Source organism: Cnuella takakiae (assembly GCF_001953305.1).
Taxonomy (GTDB): Bacteria; Bacteroidota; Bacteroidia; order Chitinophagales; family Chitinophagaceae; genus Flavisolibacter; species Flavisolibacter takakiae.
On record NZ_MTFE01000010.1, the window covers coordinates 4,069,631 to 4,090,639 of the forward strand.

General features: G+C 50.0%; 15 protein-coding genes. 8 read left to right on the top strand and 7 right to left on the bottom strand.

Translation table 11 applies throughout. The features are described 5' to 3' along the window. The first annotated feature begins 186 nt into the window (after window positions 1–186). Together BUE76_RS17500 and BUE76_RS17505 are read left to right on the top strand one after the other, a co-directional pair. Window positions 187–588, top strand: coding sequence for a GlcG/HbpS family heme-binding protein (locus BUE76_RS17500; protein WP_073043247.1), 402 nt, complete (start codon window positions 187–189; stop codon window positions 586–588). Window positions 589–1,283: 695 nt separating this feature from the next. Continuing rightward, on the top strand, window positions 1,284–5,138 hold the full coding sequence (locus BUE76_RS17505) for an ExeM/NucH family extracellular endonuclease (RefSeq protein ID WP_073043249.1): 3,855 nt from the start codon (window positions 1,284–1,286) through the stop codon (window positions 5,136–5,138). A 210-nt stretch (window positions 5,139–5,348) separates the two neighbouring features. On the opposite strand, the gene BUE76_RS17510 is transcribed toward BUE76_RS17505, so the two are convergent. From BUE76_RS17510 to BUE76_RS17525, 4 genes are all read right to left on the bottom strand, one after another. Then, window positions 5,349–6,113 (bottom strand): metallophosphoesterase family protein, encoded by a 765-nt coding sequence (locus BUE76_RS17510; RefSeq protein WP_073043251.1) that lies wholly within the window; start codon window positions 6,111–6,113, stop codon window positions 5,349–5,351. Then, complete coding sequence (arsB, locus tag BUE76_RS17515) at window positions 6,110–7,204, bottom strand: ACR3 family arsenite efflux transporter (protein ID WP_073043253.1); 1,095 nt, start codon at window positions 7,202–7,204, stop codon at window positions 6,110–6,112. The genes BUE76_RS17510 and arsB overlap by 4 nt, the downstream gene beginning before the upstream one ends. A 157-nt stretch (window positions 7,205–7,361) precedes the next feature. Next, window positions 7,362–8,198 (bottom strand): arsenite methyltransferase, encoded by an 837-nt coding sequence (locus BUE76_RS17520; RefSeq protein ID WP_073043601.1) that lies wholly within the window; start codon window positions 8,196–8,198, stop codon window positions 7,362–7,364. A 54-nt stretch (window positions 8,199–8,252) separates the two neighbouring features. Beyond that, window positions 8,253–8,582, bottom strand: a complete 330-nt coding sequence (locus tag BUE76_RS17525; RefSeq protein ID WP_073043255.1) for an ArsR/SmtB family transcription factor — start codon at window positions 8,580–8,582, stop codon at window positions 8,253–8,255. A gap of 695 nt (window positions 8,583–9,277) precedes the next feature. On the opposite strand from BUE76_RS17525, the gene BUE76_RS17530 reads away from it, so the two are divergent. Further along, window positions 9,278–9,625 carry a type II toxin-antitoxin system RelE/ParE family toxin gene (locus tag BUE76_RS17530; protein WP_073043257.1) on the top strand — a complete coding sequence of 116 codons (348 nt, stop codon included), beginning with the start codon at window positions 9,278–9,280 and terminating at the stop codon, window positions 9,623–9,625. Beyond that, window positions 9,606–9,911 carry a helix-turn-helix domain-containing protein gene (locus tag BUE76_RS17535; RefSeq protein WP_073043259.1) on the top strand — a complete coding sequence of 102 codons (306 nt, stop codon included), beginning with the start codon at window positions 9,606–9,608 and terminating at the stop codon, window positions 9,909–9,911. The genes BUE76_RS17530 and BUE76_RS17535 overlap by 20 nt, the downstream gene beginning before the upstream one ends. A 50-nt stretch (window positions 9,912–9,961) precedes the next feature. Here BUE76_RS17535 and BUE76_RS17540 read toward each other — a convergent pair whose 3' ends face one another. Further along, a complete protein-coding gene (locus BUE76_RS17540) occupies window positions 9,962–10,939 on the bottom strand; it encodes an IS110 family RNA-guided transposase (RefSeq protein ID WP_073043261.1) in 978 nt (325 codons plus the stop codon). Window positions 10,940–11,427: 488 nt separating this feature from the next. Between BUE76_RS17540 and BUE76_RS17545 the strand changes: the two genes are divergently transcribed. Further along, window positions 11,428–12,429, top strand: coding sequence for a ligand-binding sensor domain-containing protein (locus BUE76_RS17545; RefSeq protein WP_073043263.1), 1,002 nt, complete (start codon window positions 11,428–11,430; stop codon window positions 12,427–12,429). Between the two features lie 972 nt (window positions 12,430–13,401). On the opposite strand, the gene BUE76_RS17555 is transcribed toward BUE76_RS17545, so the two are convergent. Both BUE76_RS17555 and uxuA read right to left on the bottom strand, forming a co-directional pair. Further along, complete coding sequence (locus tag BUE76_RS17555) at window positions 13,402–15,018, bottom strand: carboxylesterase/lipase family protein (RefSeq protein ID WP_073043267.1); 1,617 nt, start codon at window positions 15,016–15,018, stop codon at window positions 13,402–13,404. Between the two features lie 354 nt (window positions 15,019–15,372). Next, window positions 15,373–16,539 (bottom strand): mannonate dehydratase, encoded by a 1,167-nt coding sequence (uxuA, locus tag BUE76_RS17560; protein WP_216820677.1) that lies wholly within the window; start codon window positions 16,537–16,539, stop codon window positions 15,373–15,375. Between the two features lie 258 nt (window positions 16,540–16,797). Between uxuA and BUE76_RS17565 the strand changes: the two genes are divergently transcribed. From BUE76_RS17565 to BUE76_RS17575, 3 genes are all read left to right on the top strand, one after another. Continuing rightward, entirely contained in the window at window positions 16,798–17,883 is a 1,086-nt protein-coding gene (locus BUE76_RS17565; protein WP_245798353.1) for a LacI family DNA-binding transcriptional regulator, read from the top strand. Window positions 17,884–17,939: 56 nt separating this feature from the next. After that, window positions 17,940–20,084, top strand: a complete 2,145-nt coding sequence (locus tag BUE76_RS17570) for an alpha-glucuronidase family glycosyl hydrolase (protein WP_073043270.1) — start codon at window positions 17,940–17,942, stop codon at window positions 20,082–20,084. 138 nt (window positions 20,085–20,222) lie between these two features. Then, entirely contained in the window at window positions 20,223–20,969 is a 747-nt protein-coding gene (locus BUE76_RS17575) for an SDR family NAD(P)-dependent oxidoreductase (RefSeq protein ID WP_073043272.1), read from the top strand. The last annotated feature ends 40 nt before the right edge of the window (window positions 20,970–21,009 follow it).

The following is a 21,009-nucleotide window of genomic DNA, read 5'->3' on the forward strand; positions in this document are numbered from 1 at the left end:
CAGCGATTTCCGGTAAGCATATCCACATCAACGCAAGGCGGCTTCCTGGCGTCCGGCAATAAAAGGCTACATCACTAAAAAAGGGAACATGTATTGTTTGTCTCCGGCATCCACGCCTGCAGCCGGCAGGGCATGCTGCAGCCATATCCCATTGTCCCTTACCTTTAAATGCAAAACAATAATTATATGAATGTATCTCTTGAACAGGCTCAGAAGGCAATCCAGACAGCAGTTGCAAAGTCATCGGAACTGGGACTAAAAATGAATATTGCGGTGGTAGATGCAGGTGCGAACCTGGTAGGATTTGCCCGCATGGATGGCGCCTGGCTGGGCTCCGTTGACATTGCCATCAAAAAAGCAAAAACAGCGCGCTTTTTTGATATGAATACAGGGGAGATCGGCCAGTTGTCACAACCTGGCGGCGCTTTGTATAATATCGAACATTCCAATAACGGCCTGATCACCTTTCCGGGAGGCATACCCATCAAAAACAGCGAAGGATTAATTATTGGTGCTATTGGCGTCTCCGGAAGCACTGTAGAAAATGACCACACAGTGGCCCAGGCCGGTGTGGCCACCTTTTCATGATGTCATTACCAGTAAATAGCTGTTTGCCAATAACAGTATCGTTCTGAACAGCGAAGCACCAGGTATAACACCATGCTTTTCGTTTGTTCCCTGGTTCCTACGGAATCAGAGCATTTAATTGACACCCTATTTACACCCAAAAAGCCAATCTATGCCCCTTCATAGATTGGCTTTTTTTGCACCCTTACCGGTGTGCTGCAAAGCTTTGTGCAACCAATGTTTCAACAATGCGAAAAGGTTGATTACAATGTAAAGTGCAGAACCGCCACCTGTCCGCACCTATACGGTAAAGTGGGAACAAAGTAGGGATATCCCCGGCTTATACTGGGGATATGGTGGGAACAGGGTGGGAACAGACTGCAGAATAGCATCCTGGATGAAGCCATAAAAACAGGGAGGCATGGTCCCGTGTAAGCTAATACCAATGCCATTTACCCCATTGAGTTTTTCTTTTTGACTTAGGTAAGCTTTTACTCCAAGACAAGCTTTATCTTGACCGCCTACTCTTTTTGTCGGGCACATGCTAAAATTTTCGCTAAATACCCTCCTAACAGCAGCACCAACTTCCCGCCCGACATAATACAATTATTTAATATAGCATATTTATCACATACCTACCTTTGGGCTCCACATCCAAAAACCTTTAGCTCCATACACAACATCCATCCCGTATTCTTTACCATTCAAATACACACATGAGAAAACTTTACACAGCACTTCTGCTGCTTTTTACAGCAGCGGCACCGGCCGCCATGGGCCAGGTGGTCATCAACGAAGTTTATGGTGGCGGCGGCAATAGTGGCGCCGTGCTTCGCAACGACTTTGTTGAATTGTACAACAATAGCACCACCGACCTGCCAATCGGCAACTGGGTGCTTACGTATTATTCAGCCACCGGCACCTCGGCAAACAACTTCACCATTCCCGCCGGTAGCACCATCAAGAGCAAGGGGTATTTCTTGATAGCACTTGCAGGCAGCACCCTTACCACCTTTCCCGCCCTGCCTACACCAGATGCAACCGGGGGAATAAACCTGTCGGGAACTGCGGGAAGGTTAGAATTGAAAAATGCAAACGCAGTAGAAACAGATCGTGTTTCTTATGGATCTTCAGCAAACAATGCCGAAGGCGCCGCACCTGCTCCTGCACCCTCGAACACCACCTCCATACAACGCAGCCCCGAGGGTTTCGACAGCAATGATAATGCTGCAAATTTCGTGATCAACAACCCACCTTCCCCAACCAACTCGGGACAGGCAGCTGCCACCATCACCCTTGCTGCAGTAAACCTTTCTGAGCCAGCTACGGCTGGCCGGTTTACCATCACACTAACAAGTGCTGCCACATCCGACCTCGTGCTTTCGTACCAGTTGGGTGGCACCGCCACACTGGCAACTGACTACTCCGCCACTACAGCAGGTGTACCCCTTGCTGCAAATGGCACCATTACGGTACCGGCAGGAAATACCAGCATTGAAGTATTGTTATCACCGGTTGATGATAAGACGACAGAAGGCACTGAATCCATCACCTTTAGCCTGGGTACCGTAACAGGATACACCCTCGCCAACAACCCTGCTACCGCACAACTGAACGACGATGATGCACCCCTTACCCGGATACATACGGTGCAGGGTTCAGGCACTACGGCCACCGCCGGCCAGTTCCGGTTTGAAGCCATTGTTACCAATGTGCTGCCCACCTGGAGCCCCGCAGGTTTTTTCATCCAGGAAGAAGACGCCGATGCCGATGCCGACCCGCTGACCAGCGAAGGCATTTTTGTGGCCAGTACGGCAACGGTAGCCCCCGGCGACAAGGTGCTGGTGAGCGGCACCGTTCAGGAAAACAGCGCTACACCTTCCTTTGGGCAGGCCGTAGTTACTGCCCCTACTATAACCGTTGTTGCCAGCGGCAATGCCCTACCCAATCCAGTGTCGGTAAGCCTGCCCATTACAGCTCCTACCGACCTGGAACGTTTTGAAGGCATGCGTGTGGCCTTCAACCAAACCCTTACCGTTACCAATAATTTCGAACTGGGCAACCGCGGCTTGCTTACCCTTTCGGCCGATGGCCTGGTGTACCAGCCCACACAAGTGGTAGACCCTAACGATGGCGATGCCAGCGGCACCACATCGGCAGGAACCAGTAATGCTGCGGCGGTAAACGCATTTTCGCTGTCCAACCAATTGCGCTCAATTGTGCTGGACGATGGCCGCAACCCTGCTCCCACTACCCTGCCCTATGTAAACGGTGCAGGCACCCGCACTTTGGGCAGCACCACCACTACCCTTGCAGGCGTGCTGGGTTTTGGCTTCAGCAGCTACCGCGTACTGCCCGAAAACATCGGAGCCATCCAGTTTACCGATGCGCCCCGTCCTTCCTTCCCCGGCTTTGGTGCAGGCGCCAATGTAAAAGTGGCTTCTTTCAACGTGCTCAACTACTTCAACGGCGATGGCCTTGGCGCCGGCTTCCCTACAGCCCGTGGCGCCAACTCGCCGGCGGAATTCAACAGGCAGCGTACCAAGATCATCAATGCACTGGCCGAAATCAATGCCGATGTACTGGGATTGATTGAACTGGAAAATGATGGTACGGGTGCCAACTCTGCCATCCAGGACCTGGTGAATGGCTTAAATGCGAAGCTGGGTGCAGGCACCTATGCTTTTGTAAACGACGGCGCCAGCATCCAACCTTATAATACCGATGCCATCCGCTCCGCTATTTTGTACAAACCCGCTGTAGTAAGCCCCGATGGTGAGGTACTGCTTTCCAATAATACGGTGTTCAACCGCCCACCTATTGCCCAGAACTTCAAAGTAAACGGCAGCGGCAAGGACTTTGTGTTTATCGTTAACCACTTCAAGTCGAAGGGTTGCGGTGGCGCTTCCGGTGCCGATGCCGATCAGAACGATGGCCAGGGTTGCTACAACGCCACCCGGAAAGAGCAGGCTGCGGCTTTGATCGCTTTCATCAACGAAACCATTGCACCGGCAGTGGGCCACGACCGGGTGCTGACCGTGGGCGACTACAACGCCTATTTTGAAGAAGACCCCCTGGATGTGTTGCGTGCCGCAGGCTTCAGCGTACTGGGTTCGGCAAGCAGCAAGTCGTACCAGTTTAGCGGGCAGGTAGGCTCGCTCGACCATGCCATAGCCAGCGCCAGCCTGGCTGCAGATATCACCGCGCTCAACAAGTGGAATATCAACTCACCCGAACCGGTGTACCTCGATTATAACGATGACGTAAGAGATGGCAGTGAAGCCGTTGCCGATGTAAATCCCTGGGCCTCGCTGTACACTACCGAACCTTTCCGCTCTTCGGACCACGACCCTGTGTTGATTGGCATCAACCTGCAAGTGGCCGACCAGGATGGTGATGGCATACCCGATGCGCAGGACAACTGTCCTGCCACAGGCAATGCGGACCAACTGGATACCGATAAAGACGGCATTGGTGATGTGTGCGACACCGACGACGATGGTGATGGCACAACAGATGAAACTGATTGCGCACCACTGGATGCCAGCATTCACCCCGGCGCTACCGAAGTATGTGATGGCAGGGACAATAATTGCGACGGCAAGGTAGACGAAGGTGTGGGCCCTGTTTGGTATAAAGACGCTGACGGCGATGGTTTGGGCGATAAAAATGAAAGCAAGCAAGCCTGTACCCAGCCGGTGGGTTATGTTGCCAACAGCACCGACAATTGCCCCGCTGTAGCTAACCCCGGACAGGAAGATGTGGACGGCGACGGCATCGGCAATGCCTGTGATACGGATAACGACAACGATGGCGTACCGGATGCCCAGGACTGCAAACCCCGTGATGCGGCCATTTACCCCGGTGCTCCCGAACTGTGCGATGGCATCGACAACAACTGCGATGGCCAGGTAGATGAAGGCTGTGCCAGCCTGCCCTTGATCAATATTGCCGATGCGGTGGTGTACGAACGGGAAGGTATCGCCCGCATCACGGTAAGGCTTTCGAAGGTGAGCAACCAAACCATCAAGGTAAACTTTACCACGGTGGATGGTACCGCCAGCAGCCGCAAAACCAAGGCATCGGAAAAGGACTTTACCGCTACCAGCGGCACACTGTCCATCCGCCCGGGTTTGATCAGCACCGTGATAACTGTTCCGGTATCTGCCGACAATACCGGCGAGTTGGATGAATACTTCAGCGTAGCACTCAGCAAAGCTTCCGCCGCCATTATTGGTGATGGCAGCAGCCGGGTAACCATTAAAGATGGTGTACCCCCGCTCAGCAGCATCAAAGCACGCAACGCACATACGCCCGAAGCCCCGCTTTCGGTACAGGTGCTTTCCAACCCCAGCACCAGCAATTTTACCTTGGTACTGTCAAGTGGCAGCGATGCACCGGTACAACTCCGTGTGGCAGATGTAACCGGCCGTTTGCTAGAAAGCCGCGGACAGCTGCGGGCCAATGGCAGCCTGCAAATTGGAGCAGGTTATGGCGCCGGCATTTACTATGTGCAACTGGTACAGAATGGAAAAGCAGTATCGTTGAAACTGGTGAAACAGGGTCGATAGTTGGATACTGTCTAAGGTTAATAAAAAGCGCCCTTTCATTTGAAGGGGCACTTTTTTTGATCCCCTCATGCGTTGGGGACATTTTCAATGAGGGAAAATTCTATTTCACGCAGCGGACGCGGAGGAGCAGAGGGGAATACCAGTCGCAGACAGAATTAAGACTGATACTTTTGCTTCGTGCATTACAGCGCTTGCAGCTATACGCCCGACTCAATATCCCTTGCGCAACATATCGGCAAAATCATTGGGCAAAGGACTTGCTTCAATTGATGCCGCTGCTTTTTCCACATCGTAATCAAAGCGTACAAATTCCACTGTAACATGCTCCTTTTCCCTTGAGGCAACATCAGGGTTGATAGTAAGCAGCACATAACAACCACGCGGGTCGCCATCCTTGGGTTTGCCTACCGAACCGGTATTGATGGCATGCCGCAATCTGCCGTCAGGCGCCTGCATTATGCGGTGATAAGGTTTGTGGGTATGACCAAAACAAAGGATATCGGCCTGTGCATCCTGCAGGATGCGGAGCAGGCTTTTCTCTTCCCGGTCTTCAAACAGGTATTCGTTGATGCGGCGGGGCGAACCATGCACCAGCAGCAGGCTATTCTTTTCGTTATGGAAGGAAAAATCCACCCGGATATGCGCAGGCAAACCACGCAGGTAGCTTCGTTCAGCTGCTCCCACCACTGCATCGGTATAAGCAATAGATTGGCTGCCGTTTTCCTGATCCTTTTCTGTTTTGTAGGCACAGCCACAATCGCCACGCATCAGGCCAATGCCTTCATCATAATTGCCCTTGATGGTGGGAATGCCCCGCTGTCGAATGGCATTGATCACTTCATTAGGCCAGGTATTGTAACCCACCAGGTCACCCAGGCAATAGATAGCATCGGGCTTTTTAGCAGCTACGCTTTCGAAAAAGGCTTCCAGTGCAGGCAGGTTGGCGTGTATATCGCTGAAAAGGGCAATTTTCATTTCGAAACAGTTTGGGGTTGCAGTTGTATGGGCGTATAAAATTTCCGGCGCAGCAAAAAGGCAAGGCGCACCAGTGCGATGAGTGCCGGCACTTCTACCAGCGGGCCAATTACACCCGCAAAGGCCTGTCCGCTATTGATGCCATATACGCCGATGGCTACGGCAATGGCCAGCTCGAAATTATTACCAGCGGCAGTAAAAGCAATGGAAGCATTCTGTGCATAATCGGCACCCATCTTTTTACCCAGGAAAAAAGACAACAGGAACATGATGGCAAAATAGATCACAAGGGGTAATGCAATCCGCAGGACATCCAATGGTATTTGCACGATCAGGTTGCCTTTCAGACTGAACATAACAACGATGGTAAACAGGAGCGCAATAAGGGTGATGGGTGAAACAAAGGGTATGAATTTGTTTTCGTACCAGTCCTTTCCTTTGCTGCGCAGCAGCACTTTCCGCGAGAGCAGTCCTGCCAAAAAAGGCAGTCCCAGGTAGATGGCTACTGTTTGTGCGATATCGCCCATGCTGATGGCGATGTCCAGGCCACGCACACCAAAATATGGCGGCAGTACGGTTACAAAAAGCCAGGCATAAAAACTATACAGCAATACCTGGAAGATGCTGTTGAGTGCCACAAGACCTGCGGCATATTCGCGGCTGCCTTCGGCCAGTTCGTTCCACACGATCACCATGGCAATGCAACGGGCAAGACCAATAAGGATGAGGCCCACCATGTATTCGGGATAATTGTGCAGCAGGGTGATGGCTAATCCAAACATGAGTATGGGACCAATCACCCAATTGAGCAGCAAGGATGCACCCAAAATTTTTGTATTCCGAAACACCTCGCCCAGTTGCTCATACCGCACTTTGGCAAAGGGCGGGTACATCATCAGGATCAGCCCGATGGCTAAAGGAATATTGGTAGTGCCCGTTGAAAAGGAATTGATGAAGGCCGAGGCGCCTGGAAACAAGTAACCAATAGCTACGCCCAATGCCATAGCAATAAATATCCAAAGGGTAAGATAGCGATCAACAAAGCCAAGGGTTTTGCGGTTGGCAGCAGGCGCACAGTTGTTTGCAGACATAATACTGAATATCGTTTTCATAATGGAGATTGGCTGTTAGTTGTTGGCTGTTAGCCATTGCAATGATCCATGCTGATGTACAACAAAAACCAACTGCTAAAGGCCAAAAGCCAATTGACTTCACCGTGCGCCATTTCCTCAATAGGTAACATACTTTTTAGGAACAACAGCCGGCTGCAGGATCGCAGCAGGGTTTTTCGGCATAAACTGTAACGCTGAAAATGCCCGTACCCGAGTGTTTAAACTCCGCCAATTGTTCCTGGTCAAGCAAACCAGATAGGATATCATCCGGGATGGTAATAGCTTTTTCTTTTTGCACCTGGATATTGGTAAAACCATTTTGCTTTACAAGTTCGAGATAGGCCTCCTTTTGAACAGCACCAGACACACAGCCCGCGTACATTTCGGCAGCTTCCTGCAATCCTGCAGGTAATTGACCTTGCAACACCACATCAGCAATACTGAAATGTCCGCCCGGCTTGAGCACGCGGTAAATTTCTTTGAAAACACCATCCTTATTGGGCACCAGGTTCAGCACACAATTGCTTACCACCACATCGGCTTTATTTGCGGCTACAGGCATCTGCTCAATATCACCCTGTCGGAATTCCACATTATTGAAGCCCAGTTTTTCAGCGTTGCCCCTAGCTTTTTCGATCATGGCAGGGGTAAAATCAATACCAATCACTTTACCTGTTGAACCTGTTTCGGCACGGGCAATAAAACAGTCGTTGCCGGCGCCGCTGCCCAGGTCAATTACCGTATCACCTTCCTTGATGCGGGCAAATTGTGTGGGCAGGCCACAACCCAGGCCAAGATCGGCATCCGGGTTATATCCTTCCATTTGCGTGTAGTCATCATTCATAATGTTGTACACTTCCGTGGAGCAGCAACCCGATCCACAACAGGAAGATTCATTAGTGGCCTTGTCCTGCAAGGCAATTTCGCCGTACTTCTGGCGTACCAGTTCTTTGAGTTGGTCAGGGGATTTCATAACCATGCATTGATTGTTTCATTGCAATATTGCGATTAAACGAAGCAAAAAAAATCAGCAACAGCCGCCCTTGGGTTCGTAGGCTACAAAGAACTGCTCCATACGTTTCTTGTACCGACCCCACACTTTTTCATCAATACAATAGCAGATGCTGGTGCCCTCCACGGTGCCTTTCAACAGGCCAACGGCTTTCAATTCTTTCAGGTGTTGCGATATGGTAGCCTGCGCCAGGCCCAACTCCGACACCAGGTCGCCACAGATACAGGTGCGGCTTTTCACCAGGTACTGCAGGATGGCGATGCGGGCAGGATGAGCCAGTGCCTTCAGCATTGCTGCAAGCTCGTTCTGTGCCGGGGTAAATATTTCAGACTTGGTAGCGCCCATACATCGTAATATTACGATTGATTTAATAAAGACCAAACTTTTTCCGCAATTTTTATTGACCCTGTTTCAACGGGGAAAGAAAAGCCTAATGTTTCAAGATTATAAGGCTGATACTATTAAAAAGCTGTAGACCTTCCGGTTCTGGCTCTCCAGACCTATGTCATGGGAACTTGTTTTGGCATCCCCCTCCTTTTTTCCTTTTACAGCTAGAACATGGAGCGATACCGAAACAAGTGCTACTGTGGCCCAGCATTATTGATCATCCATTTGTGTCAATTGAAATACCGGTAGCAATTGCTTTAGGAAGACTTTACGTATTGCAAACGCCAGGTTTGGACTGTAAAAGGAGCATTTCATTTTACATTTTTGCACACCAAGCTTAATGGCTTTATGTTACAGCCTCTTTGCAAAACCGAAAGCCTTGTAAACAAGATTTCCCTTGTTACACGCAACATGGAACTTCACAGCTTTAGGCAAAAGCAAATACCCTTCTTTCAAGAAACTAATTCGGAATTATAAGCATCGTTAATAAATGCAACTTGAACTTCTTGCTTTATTTGACTTTGATAACGAATACTTTTGGAGCAAGGAGTTGCGTATATTTAAGTGTTAGCTGCGATCCACACTTCGCTACAATCCGTAAATATTCACCATATTAAAGTTGTACTTTCGGGCAACTTTCATATTTTTGGCAGGTGAAAGGCTCAAAGCACAGATCAGTTATTTTCTATAAAAACCATTTTGAAGGTTTCTTCCTCCAACAGCGTGAAAAAGTAAAAGCTAAAATCATTTGGACGCTGACGCTCATTGAGGAAGTAGAGCGGATACCTGAATCCTATTTGAAGCACCTGGAAGGTACAGATGGACTTTACGAGATTAGGGTGCAAGCCGCTAGTGACATTTTCCGCATATTCTGCTTTTTCGATGAAGGCAAATTTGTTGTACTAGCAAATGGGTTCCAGAAGAAGACTCAGAAAACACCCAAGCAAGAGATTGAAAGAGCATTGAAAATCAAAAGTGAGTATGAAAGCGAAAAAAAGTAAAGTAACAACACTCGATCAATTCAAGGATAAGCATTTTGGCAAGAGAGGAACTGCCAGCCGTGAACAGTTGGAAGCAGATTATGAAACGTTCAAGCTAGGCGCATTACTGCACGAAGCTAGAATAGAAAAGGGCTTAACACAAGAAGAACTGGCCGAGAAAGTCGGCACAACAAAATCTTATATTTCCAAGATCGAAAATGATGTCAAAGAAGTCCGCTTATCAACACTACAAAAGATTGTTGAACTGGGTCTCGGAGGACGAATACAGCTTTCAATTAAGTTGTAGGGAAAAGGCAACGCACCTAACATGAACTGTGTTAAAAACCAAATGGTTTTTCAAGCTAAGATGCTTTTGTGATTTGGTTGGTACATAGTGGCTTTGGTAGCTATTGCAAATGCTTGTTTGAGCAGCTTGTTGCATACGGCAATCAGTGCCACTTTTCCTCTTTTCCCTTTTGCTTTCAGCCGGTCATACAACTCCTTGCACGCCTCATTGTGTTTGATAGCAGAAAGGCTACACATGTACAGCACATTTCTGAGATAACCATTGCCCATCTTACAAATACCCTTTCTGCCCCGAACCGAGGTGCCGCTGGTATGCTCCCTGGAAGCCAGGCCTGCAAGAGCAATCAGTTGCCGATGACTCTGAACCTTTGTAAAGCCTTCTGTGTAAACGATCAGCAAAGCAACAGCCCTTTTGCCTAGGCCGGGAATGGAACTGATGCACCTGAGCTGCTCACCCTGCCAAACCTGTAACAAATCCTGTAGCTGGTGCTCCAGTTTTCTGATCTCCGCCTTAACTGAGCGCAGGCTCTTTTGCAGGCTCTTGACTACCTCTGTACAAATTACAGGTACCTGCTCCAAGGAGTGCAGTTGGTTTTGGATCATGGTGGCCTGACGGGTATACAGGTCTACCAAACCCATGATCTGAGCGCATTTCAGGCTTTCCGCTGCCGGAAGTTGCCACTGGGCAGCTTCCCGTTCCACACCATAGCGATACAGCCAACGAGCATCTTTCTTATCGCTTTTGTTGCGCTCCAGTTGCATTTGGATAAAGCGTTTTACCCTGGTGGGATTCTCCACTCTGATATCACAACCTGCCTGCTGAAGGGAGAAAGCCAGGCGCAGGTAGTAAGGACCTGAGCTTTCCATTACAAAAGTTCGCTCGGCCCCAAGCTTACCCAGGAGCAGTTTATGCCCTTTGGGTGTGTTTTGAACTTTGAAGTAATGCTCCCGGTTTTGATCGTCATTGAAACAGATATCCAAGGTGTCTTTAGAAACATCGATGCCTGCTACCAGGAAGTGTGATTTCATGGTAAATTTGAATTAAGTAAGTAAATAGGGAATGTGGATTTACTTTCTTTCCAACGATCCTAATTTCATACGAGTTATAGCTCGCAACTATACTCAGTGGAACTGTTCGGAATAAGGAAAGTAAAAGGCAGCAGGGGACTATCATGTTAGACAAGCTCCAAGGCTTTATCGCATTGCAAGTCTTACTCCTGCTGCCCACATTCTTTAGCAGCAAGAAGATACAAAATCAAACATAGGATGGCATTTGCGAAAGCAGGGCTAAAATGCTACTTTTCGGCTTCAGCAAGAAATCAGCATTTCTACATAGGCTCTGCCGATGGAACACGGATTCCCTGCCTTCGCAAATGCCTTATACGTTAGCCGAAATGCAGGATGCACGTAAGAATTGGCATCACAAACGGTTACTTATTGGATAATATCATGGGAAGCATTTGGAAGTGCTTCCATCTTGTGCTAATTTATTGTCAAGATCTCATTAAGTAGAAACAATGAAATATGCACATTTGTATCTATTGTTGTTACTGGTTAATTTTTCTACCTCCGGAAAAGGGCAAGATAAAGCTGACTTACCACCAGATACTATCAAGGCCGTCAATATGGACGTAGTTACTTCCTACGGACCTAAGACATCTGTTCGTGGCATCAGACAAGATAGAAAGGGCAACATCTGGCTCGCATCAGAAGAAGGAATTATACGGTACGATGGAAAATCCTTTGCTAATATCACCAGGGACATAAATTCAGACCGCTATTTTTTTGTTCTGGAAGATAGAAAAGGAAATCACTGGTTCGCTGCTTATGGCACAGGTGTTTATTATTACGATGGGCAGTCCTTTCGACATTATACGACCAACCAAGGGCTTGCCAGTAACCGGATTTCCATCATTTATGAAGATAAAGGTGGCGATATCTGGTTTGGTGTCGATGGAGGAGTAAGCCGCTATGACGGAACTTCTTTTCAAAATTTTCCAACTGAAGGAGGTCAATTCAACAATGATGTCAATGCAATTATGGAAGATAAATCAGGGAAACTATGGTTTGGCACCAGGGGCCATACCTACGTTTATGATGGAAAATCATTTGCCGTTTTCACCTATAACGGCGAGCCCGTCAAGAATGTCTGGTCAATGATCGAAGATAGAAAAGGCAATATTTGGTTTGGTGGCGGCTCTGGGCTTTGGCGCTTTAATGGCAGTACACGCAGCCAATTCACCAAGAGTTTTATCAATAATATCTACGAAGATAAAAAGGGCAACATTTGGACAAGTGGATACAGTAGTAATAGCAACGGGTTTGGTCTTTCCCGTTATGATCATAAGGCCTTGTCCAGTATAAAGCCAACTGTAACTGAAATAGCACAATCACCTCATTTTTTTAGGATTTTAGAAGCTAAGGATGGAAGTATCTGGTATGGTGCAGTAGATGGTGTGTATCGTTATGATGGAAACACCATTACTGATTTTAAGGATAAAGTGGTTCAGAGACAATGAACCTATGGTCTGGTTTGCGGAGGCAGCAATATCTGTTGAAAGTATAAGTTCAGCTAACAGTATGTTTATGAAATAGTGGCTGGATGTCAAGCCTTCAACTTTAAACCGCTATTTGGCTTTTGTGGTTAATTGAACCGCATGTTTTCCAAATGCCACACCTTTCTAAACACTTTTTCCTTACCATTAAATGAAACTTAGCAACTGGTGCAGCAGTGTACCCGTATTCCGCTGTGTAATTTTACTTCGTGAAGAGCAGGGTTGCCAGGAGGTAACTAACTATGAAATGGTGCGGGATAAGGAAGTTATCTACACTTAAGCCCCACCGTGAATTCGTTGCGGGAGATTCCCATGAGAAGAAAGAAGCCCAGTGCTGTGAACCGGGCTCCATGCATTTTGACCTTACCGTGCTTTTTTCTTTGGATTCGCTTTCTTCTGTGCTGAGCTTTTCTTTTTAGTAGGCTTATTCTTCCTGGGTTCAGCTGTCTTGTTCGGCATACAATAAAATTTAAGGTTAGTGAATCATTTACTCCTGGCTGCAGCGTATTTCTTCCCGTTCTTCCATGTTGTACTTTCCGAAGCGGCAACTGTACAGCGAGCATATAAGTAAACAAAGATAGGCTTATAAGGAGTAATAAGATATTTGACCCAGGTGAGCCGCCCGGGCATATTGTAAACCTTTTCACGCCGTTGGTTGTGTGAAATAAGAAATAACTATGAGCTGAGTCCTTTTTTTCCAACAACATGATACCAATAGGACCATTTGTTGGTGAGCAAATCCAGGTGTTAGAGACTTTTAAAAAACAACAACCGCGGCTTTGCAAATAATCAGGGATCAAAATACTGGCGAAATTTCATTGCTTTTTCGAAATACCTCCCCCAATTCAGCAACATAAAATCCTTTTGAGCTACCTGGAAAGCACAAAAAAATACCCCTGCCTCGGCAAGGGTATTCCTTAAAAACTGTTTTGAATTTTATCGAACAGCAGTCTTTTCCATAAAGAGGTAACGGCCCCTGTTTTGTTCGGGTTGCATACGGGTGTTTACATCAATATGCATCACCGGTGCGGGGTTGGCACTTTGCACGGTGGGCCAGTTGGGCAGGCCTGCACCATTGGGGTTGCCGGTCTTTACGAAGTTGGCAAAATAGTCCTGCATCACTTGCGACACTTTCTTGTCTTCGGGTTTCCAGTTATACACTTTATTGAGGTGCAGGTTGCCCATGGCATATTCAATTTCCGCAGAGTGCACGGCACCCTTTGCAGCCGGAGGTTTGGGTGCGCCGGTATTGCGCTGCACCCCACCTGCAAGGCCGGGTGTGGCATCTCCCATTTCGGGAACCATCTCGGGGCGGGGCCTTTCGTAGTAGTACCGGTAAACGGGTTTACCGGTGCGGGCCTGCTCGCTGGTCCACTTCCAGGTGCTGAAGGAAATAAAGCGGTCGCTGGCCAGCTCGGTAGCTATCCGCTCCACATCGGCATCGGTGGCTGGATTGTACAACGCCAGTACTTCATCGGCATTGTTGGGATACATTTTGCGCACAGCGGCACTAAAGCTTTCCCTGGTCATCGGCTGTCCGCCCATCACCGCGCGGCCTCCGCTTTCCTCGCTGTTCCAGCCTGCCAGCAGGGGCACGGCTGCCTGTTCGCCGGCGGCAAAGATCTCGTAGGGACTTTTGGGGAAGAAATAGCCATCCACCACAGGGCTGAAGCGGAAGGGACCAAATTTGGTTGATGCCGCCAGCACGCTATCGGCAGGCAGTGCACGCAGGGCATCGAGTGAACCGGCTTTGAGCGCAGTACCAAAATCAACACCCACCTTTTCGCCGGCTGCCAGCGGAGTAGCGGAGAGGGCGCCCATGATAGAGCCGCTTTCGCCAATGGCGCCGGCAATCAGGTTGCGCGACAAGGGGGATGCCATCTGTGCACTCACCGAAATAGAACCTGCCGATTCACCTGCAATGGTAACGCGTTTGGGGTCGCCGCCAAAGACCGCAATATTTTGCTGCACCCACTTCAGCGCAGCAGCCTGGTCAAGCAGGCCATAGTTGCCCGAAGCTTTATTGGGCGATTCTTTTGTGAGTTCGGGATGGGCCATAAAGCCAAAAGCACCAAGGCGGTAGTTTACAGTAAGGGCCACCATGCCTTTTTTAGCCATACTCTCACCATCGTAGCGGGCTTCGGAGCCATCACCGGCCACAAAGCCGCCGCCATAGAAATATACCAGCACGGGCAGCAGTTCCTTGCCTTTGGATGCGGGTGCCCATACGTTGAGGTAGAGGCAATCTTCGCTCATGCCATTGGAGCGAAAACCCATATCACCAAAGATGGGCGCCTGCATGGCGCGGGGACCAAACTGTGTGGCCTTGCGCACACCAGTCCAGTTGGCAACAGGCTGGGGCTCGCGCCAACGCAGTTTACCCACCGGGGGTGCGGCAAACGGAACCCCCTTGAAGGCACGGATACCGCTTTGCTCAAGGGAGCCTTCCACTACACCGTTGGCAGTTTTTACCTGCAGGGTTTTGTTGGACTGGGCCATAATGGGAGCAATAAACAAAAAGGAAAATAAGGTAAGGGAAAAGAGTTTTTTCATGACCATGCAATTTCTGTGCGTTAGACTGACACAATGTAAAGCATTTTAGGAGTGTGCAGGTCAGGAACGGATTTAATTTTTCGCTTAATTAAAACCACGGAGACGGGGAGGCACTCGGTTGTTTCAGACTTCTTAATGGCAATTTTGATTATTAATTATTAGATTATTGATTATTGGCGTCATACGCAAACAACCAATAATCCATTAACAAAGACCTAGTTTAACCACTACCAAAAGGCAATGGGTTTAGTCGGTTAACCAAACCCATTGAACTTATTGAATCGATTGAACTCTTTAAACCAGCTAAACTAACCCTGTGCACCTCCCTGTCCTCCCTGTTTCCGTGGTTCAAAATCAATCTGCCAGGCTCCTGCTGATGCCCAGCTCCAGCCCGCGCAATTCGGCAAGGCCACGCAGGCGGCCGATGGCGCTATAGCCCGGATAGGTGGTCTTGTCCAGGTCGTCGAGCATCTGGTGTCCATGGTCGGGACGCATGGGGATGGAAACGCCACGACGGCGCATGGTTAGTACGATTTCTTTTACTACGGCATACATGTCCACATCACCAGCCAGGTGGTCGGCTTCAAAAAAATCGCCACCTTCCTCACGCTTGGTGGCCCGCAGGTGGAGGAAGTGTATGTGATCTCCAAAACGGCGGATCATGCTCACCAGGTCATTGTCGGGGCGGGCGCCATACGAGCCGGTACAAAAGCACAGGCCGTTAGCCGGTGAAGGCGCGGCTGCAATCAGTTCGGCGGCGTCCTGCTCGGTGCTCACAATACGCGGCAGGCCCAGGATGGGATAAGGCGGATCGTCGGGGTGAATAGCCAACTGCGCACCCACTTCTTCCGCTACGGGTACCACCTGCTGCAGGAAGTAGAACAGGTGTTCCTTGAGTTTGGCAGCATCGATGTGCTTATAGCTTTCCAGCGCGGCACGAACCATTTCGGGGGTAAACCGCTCATCGGCATTGCCGGGCAATCCCATCAGGGTAACATGGTACAAAGCCTTGTGTTCGGCCTCTGTCATGCCCTCGTATTTTTTGCGGGCGGCCTCCAGTTCTTCGGCAGCATAATCCTTTTCGGCACCGGGGCGTTCCAGTATAAACAGGTCGAATACCACGAAGGCCAGCCGTTCAAAACGGAGCGCCTTGCTGCCATCGGGCATGAGGTAATCCACATCAGTACGCATCCAGTCGAGCACGGGCATAAAGTTGTAGGTAATCACTTTTACGCCACAGGCAGCTACGTTGCGGATGCTCTGCTTATAATTCTCGATATACTGCAGGTAGTTGCCGCTTTGCTTTTTGATGTCTTCGTGTACGGGCAGGCTTTCAATTACATTCCAGCTCATGCCGGCGGCTTCAATTTCCGCTTTGCGTTTGTTGATCTCATCTTCCGGCCACACTTCGCCCACAGGTACGTGGTGTAGTGCCGTTACTACGCCGGTGCAGCCGGCCTGGCGGATATGCGCCAGCGGCACGATATCGTTGGGGCCGTACCAGCGCATGGTTTGTTCCATATGCATCGCTATCCAATTTTTAAGGTTGGTGAAAATAAAGTTTTACAAACAGGTGGAGCCAAAGAGTTGCGCAAACGATTTCGGAAATCACCTGACATCACCTCACAGGTTTTAAAAACCGGGAGGTGTAAAAAACCTGTTTGGGGTTCTGATTCTATTAGGCTTCGCCGAAGATAGTTTTGTGAGCTTTCTATAATGTAACCGATTGCACAATTATTTTTTTCGCAAACCTAATCCTCCTATTTTTAAAGCGTGGCCATGGCCGCAACCGATTGCACCATATTTGCAGAAAACCCTCCTACCCGCCGGAGCCATACCCATACGATGGAAAAAGAAATAACCATTTACGACCTTGCCGAAAAGCTCAACATTTCACCTGCTACCGTTAGCCGCGGGCTACAGGACCATCCTGCCATCAGCAAAAAAACCAAGAAGCGCATCCAGGAACTGGCCGAACAGATCGGCTACCGGTCCAACCATTTTGCCCGCAACCTGCGCAGCAAGCAAACCCATACTTTAGGGGTGATTGTGCCGCGCCTTGACTCCTATTTTGTAAGTACCGTGATTGCAGGTATGGAAGATGCAGCGGTAGGCCATGGCTATAAACTGATCATCAGCCAGTCGTCGGAGCAGGCGGCAAAAGAAGCCACCAGTGCCAAAACCCTGTACGACAGCCGTGTGGACGGCCTGCTGGTATCGCTTGCTGTGGACACCGAAAACCTGGAGCATTTTTATATCTATTTTCAAAAGAAAATACCCCTGGTTTTCTTCGACCGGGTGCTGGCACACGAGCAGTGCCTAGAGGTTTTGATCGATAACCGCAAAGCAGCCTACGAAGCCACCCGCCACCTGATTGACCAGGGCTGCCGCAGGCTGGTGCACATTACGGCACCGCCTAAACGCAATGTATATGCCGACCGCCTGGCAGGATTCAAACAGGCACTGGCTGAAGCAGGGATTCCCTTTTTTGAAGATCAACTCATTATAGGTAACCTGCGCCAGAACGACGGGCACAAAGCGGCGCAAAACATATTATCCCGCACCAGCAGGCCCGATGGTATTTTTGTTGCCAACGACTATTGCGCCGCCGCCTGCCTGGCCTCCCTGAAAAAAACAGGGGTGCGCATCCCGCAGGATATGGCCATCGTAGGTTTCAACAACGACCCCGTATGTACCGTAGTAGAACCCAACCTCTCCACCATCAACTATCCCGGTTATGAAATGGGGCATATCGCCGCCACCAACCTCATACAGGCACTGAACGGGAGCATGGATTTTGGCACTACCAATTCCATCCTGCTGCGGTCAGAGCTGGTGGTACGTGAATCTTCAAAACGAAATTGATTATTACCTATTCACCATTCCCTATTCATCACTCATCACTCATTTCCCGCCTTGCCATGATAAAAAGACTCCTGATCATTCTCCTCCTCAACCTTAGCCTCGCCCTTGCGCATGCCGAAGACGGCTATCGCCTTTGGCTCCGCTTCGACCCTATTGAAGCAGGCCTGCGTACCCGTTATACGCAACAAATCAAAGGGATTCATTTTGCGGGCAACAGTGCGGTACAGCAAACGGCCAAAACCGAACTGCTGCAAGGGCTTCAGGGTATGCTGGGCAAGGCTGTTGGTGAAACTAAAAACATGGCAGAGGGCGTACTGGTTGTAGGCTCGCCGCAGTCTTCGGAGCTGGTTGCTTCCCTCCAGTTACCCCAACTAAAGACTTTAGGCAAAGAAGGATTTGTCCTTACCACCACAACCCGCCAGGGCAGGCGGCTGACCGTTATTGCCGCCAATGATGATGCCGGCGTATTGTACGGCGTTTTCCATTTCCTGCGGCTCCTGCAAACAGGCCAGGATATCGATAAACTGGATTTAGTATCGGCGCCCAGACTACAGCGTAGGGTGCTCAACCACTGGGACAACCTGGACCGCACCGTTGAGCGCGGCTATGCCGGCTTTTCCATCTGGGACTGGCACCGCCTGCCCGGCTACCTCGATCCCCGTTATAAAGATTACGCAAGGGCCAATGCCTCCATCGGCATCAATGGCACCGTACTCACCAATGTGAACGCCAATGCCATGATCCTTACGCCCATGTACCTTGAAAAGGTGCGTGCCCTGGCCGATGTTTTTCGCCCTTATGGCATACGCGTTTACCTTACCGCCCGCTTCAGTGCGCCGGTGGAAATTGGCGGGCTCAAAACTGCCGACCCGCTCGACCCGCAGGTGCAGCAGTGGTGGAAGGACAAAACCAAAGAAGTATACCAGTACGTACCCGATTTTGGCGGCTTTCTGGTAAAAGCAAACTCGGAAGGACAGCCTGGTCCGCAGAACTACGGCCGCAACCATGCCGATGGCGCCAATATGCTGGCCGATGCCGTAGCTCCTTTTGGCGGCATTGTGATGTGGCGGGCTTTTGTGTACAGCAACGAAACACCCGAAGACCGGGTAAAACAAGCGTATACAGATTTCAAGCCCCTCGATGGCAAGTTCCGGCCCAATGTGCTGGTACAGGTAAAGAACGGCCCGCTCGACTTCCAGCCCCGCGAGCCTTTTCACCCCCTGTTTGGCGCCATGCCCCAAACACCCCTCATGATGGAGTACCAGCTGACGCAGGAATACCTGGGACAGGCCACCCACCTGGTGTACGAGGCGCCGCTTTTCAAAGAAATTCAAAACGCCGATACCTGGGCCAAAGGCAAGGGATCGACCGTTGCCAAAGTGATGGACGGCTCGCTGGAAGGGCATACCCTCACCGGCATTGCAGGTGTAGCCAATATCGGCAACGACCGCAACTGGACGGGTCACCTTTTCGGGCAGGCCAACTGGTATGCCTTTGGCCGCCTGGCCTGGGATCATACCCTAACATCTTCCGGCATCGCCACCGAATGGATCGGCCAAACTTTTTCCACCAAGCCGGCTGTTCTTGCCACCGTCCGCAACATCATGCTGCAGTCGCACGAAGCGATGGTAAACTACATGACCCCACTGGGGCTGGCGCATATTATGGGTTATGGCCACCACTACGGGCCCGCACCCTGGTGGGATAAGGCGCCCCGGCAGGACTGGTTGCCCGTGTATTTTCACAAAGCCGATAATATGGGCCTGGGTTTCAACCGCACCGCCACCGGCAGCAATGCACTGGAACAGTACCACCCCGAGGTACGGAGGCAATGGGAAAACCCCGCCACCTGTGACGAGCGTTACCTGCTGTGGTTTCACCATGTAGGCTGGAAGCAACCGCTCCGCTCGGGCCGCAACCTGTGGGAGGAGCTTTGTTTCAAATACAACGAAGGAGTGGACTCGCTGCACGGCATGCAGTCACAATGGGCCGGCCTGCAAAAGGAAATCGACCCCGACCGCTTTGCACATGTACAAATGCTGCTGGGCGTACAGGAGCAGGAAGCTACCTGGTGGCGCGACGCCTGCCTGCTGTATTTCCAGACCTTTTCCAAAATGCCCATACCGGCACGCTACCCGCAACCGGCCAAAACATTGGATTATTACAAAAGCCTGCGCTTTCCCTATGCGCCGGGGAATTGATCCGGAGTTTCAGGGGTTAAAGATTTCATGAGTTTCGGGTAATGGCGTCTTGCGCTGACCCCGGTTTGATAAAATATTGTTTCGCAGCATGCCACCCAACTCAACTATGCCGGTGGCAGCACAACCACTATTTGATTTATGAACGAACAACAAAAAACAGCCATTGTAACCGGGGGCGGCTCGGGCATTGGGCTGGCTATTGCACAAAGCTTTGTATCGGCGGGCATCCGCACCATCATCATTGGCCGCGATGAAGCCAAGCTTTCTGCAGCAAAAGAACAACTGGGCGAAGCATGTATCACGTTTCCAGCCGACCTAAACATTCTGGATGCCATTCCGGCACTGGTGGCCAGCATCATCGACCAGTACGGGCCGATAGACATCCTGGTAAACAATGCAGGCATCAACCTGAAAAAAGAATTCACGGATGTAAGCGATGAAGAATTTCAACGCATACTCACCACCAATGTTTCAGCTGTATTCAGCCTGTCGCGGGAATTGGTAAAGGACATGTTGCAAAAAGGAAGCGGTGCCATCATCAACATTTCTTCCATGGCCTCGCAGTACGGCATTCCCAAAGTAATTGCCTACTCGGCATCGAAGGGCGCCATTGAAGCCATGACCCGCGCCATGGCGGTGGAATTGTCGCCAAAAGGTATTCGGGTCAATTGTATTGCACCGGGGTTTATTGCAACCGATATGTCGGCAAAGGCGCTGAACAACGACCCCGAAAGAAAGCAAAAGGTATTGTCGCGCACACCCATGGGCGACCTGGGCAGCCCTGCCGATATTGGGACTACGGCCTTGTTCCTGGCATCTGATGCTGCGAAGTATATAACTGGCGTGGTGCTGCCGGTGGATGGTGGTAATTCTATTGGTTTCTAAATTCTCCAGGCGGAATAAAACAATTGCTTTAGTTCACGCT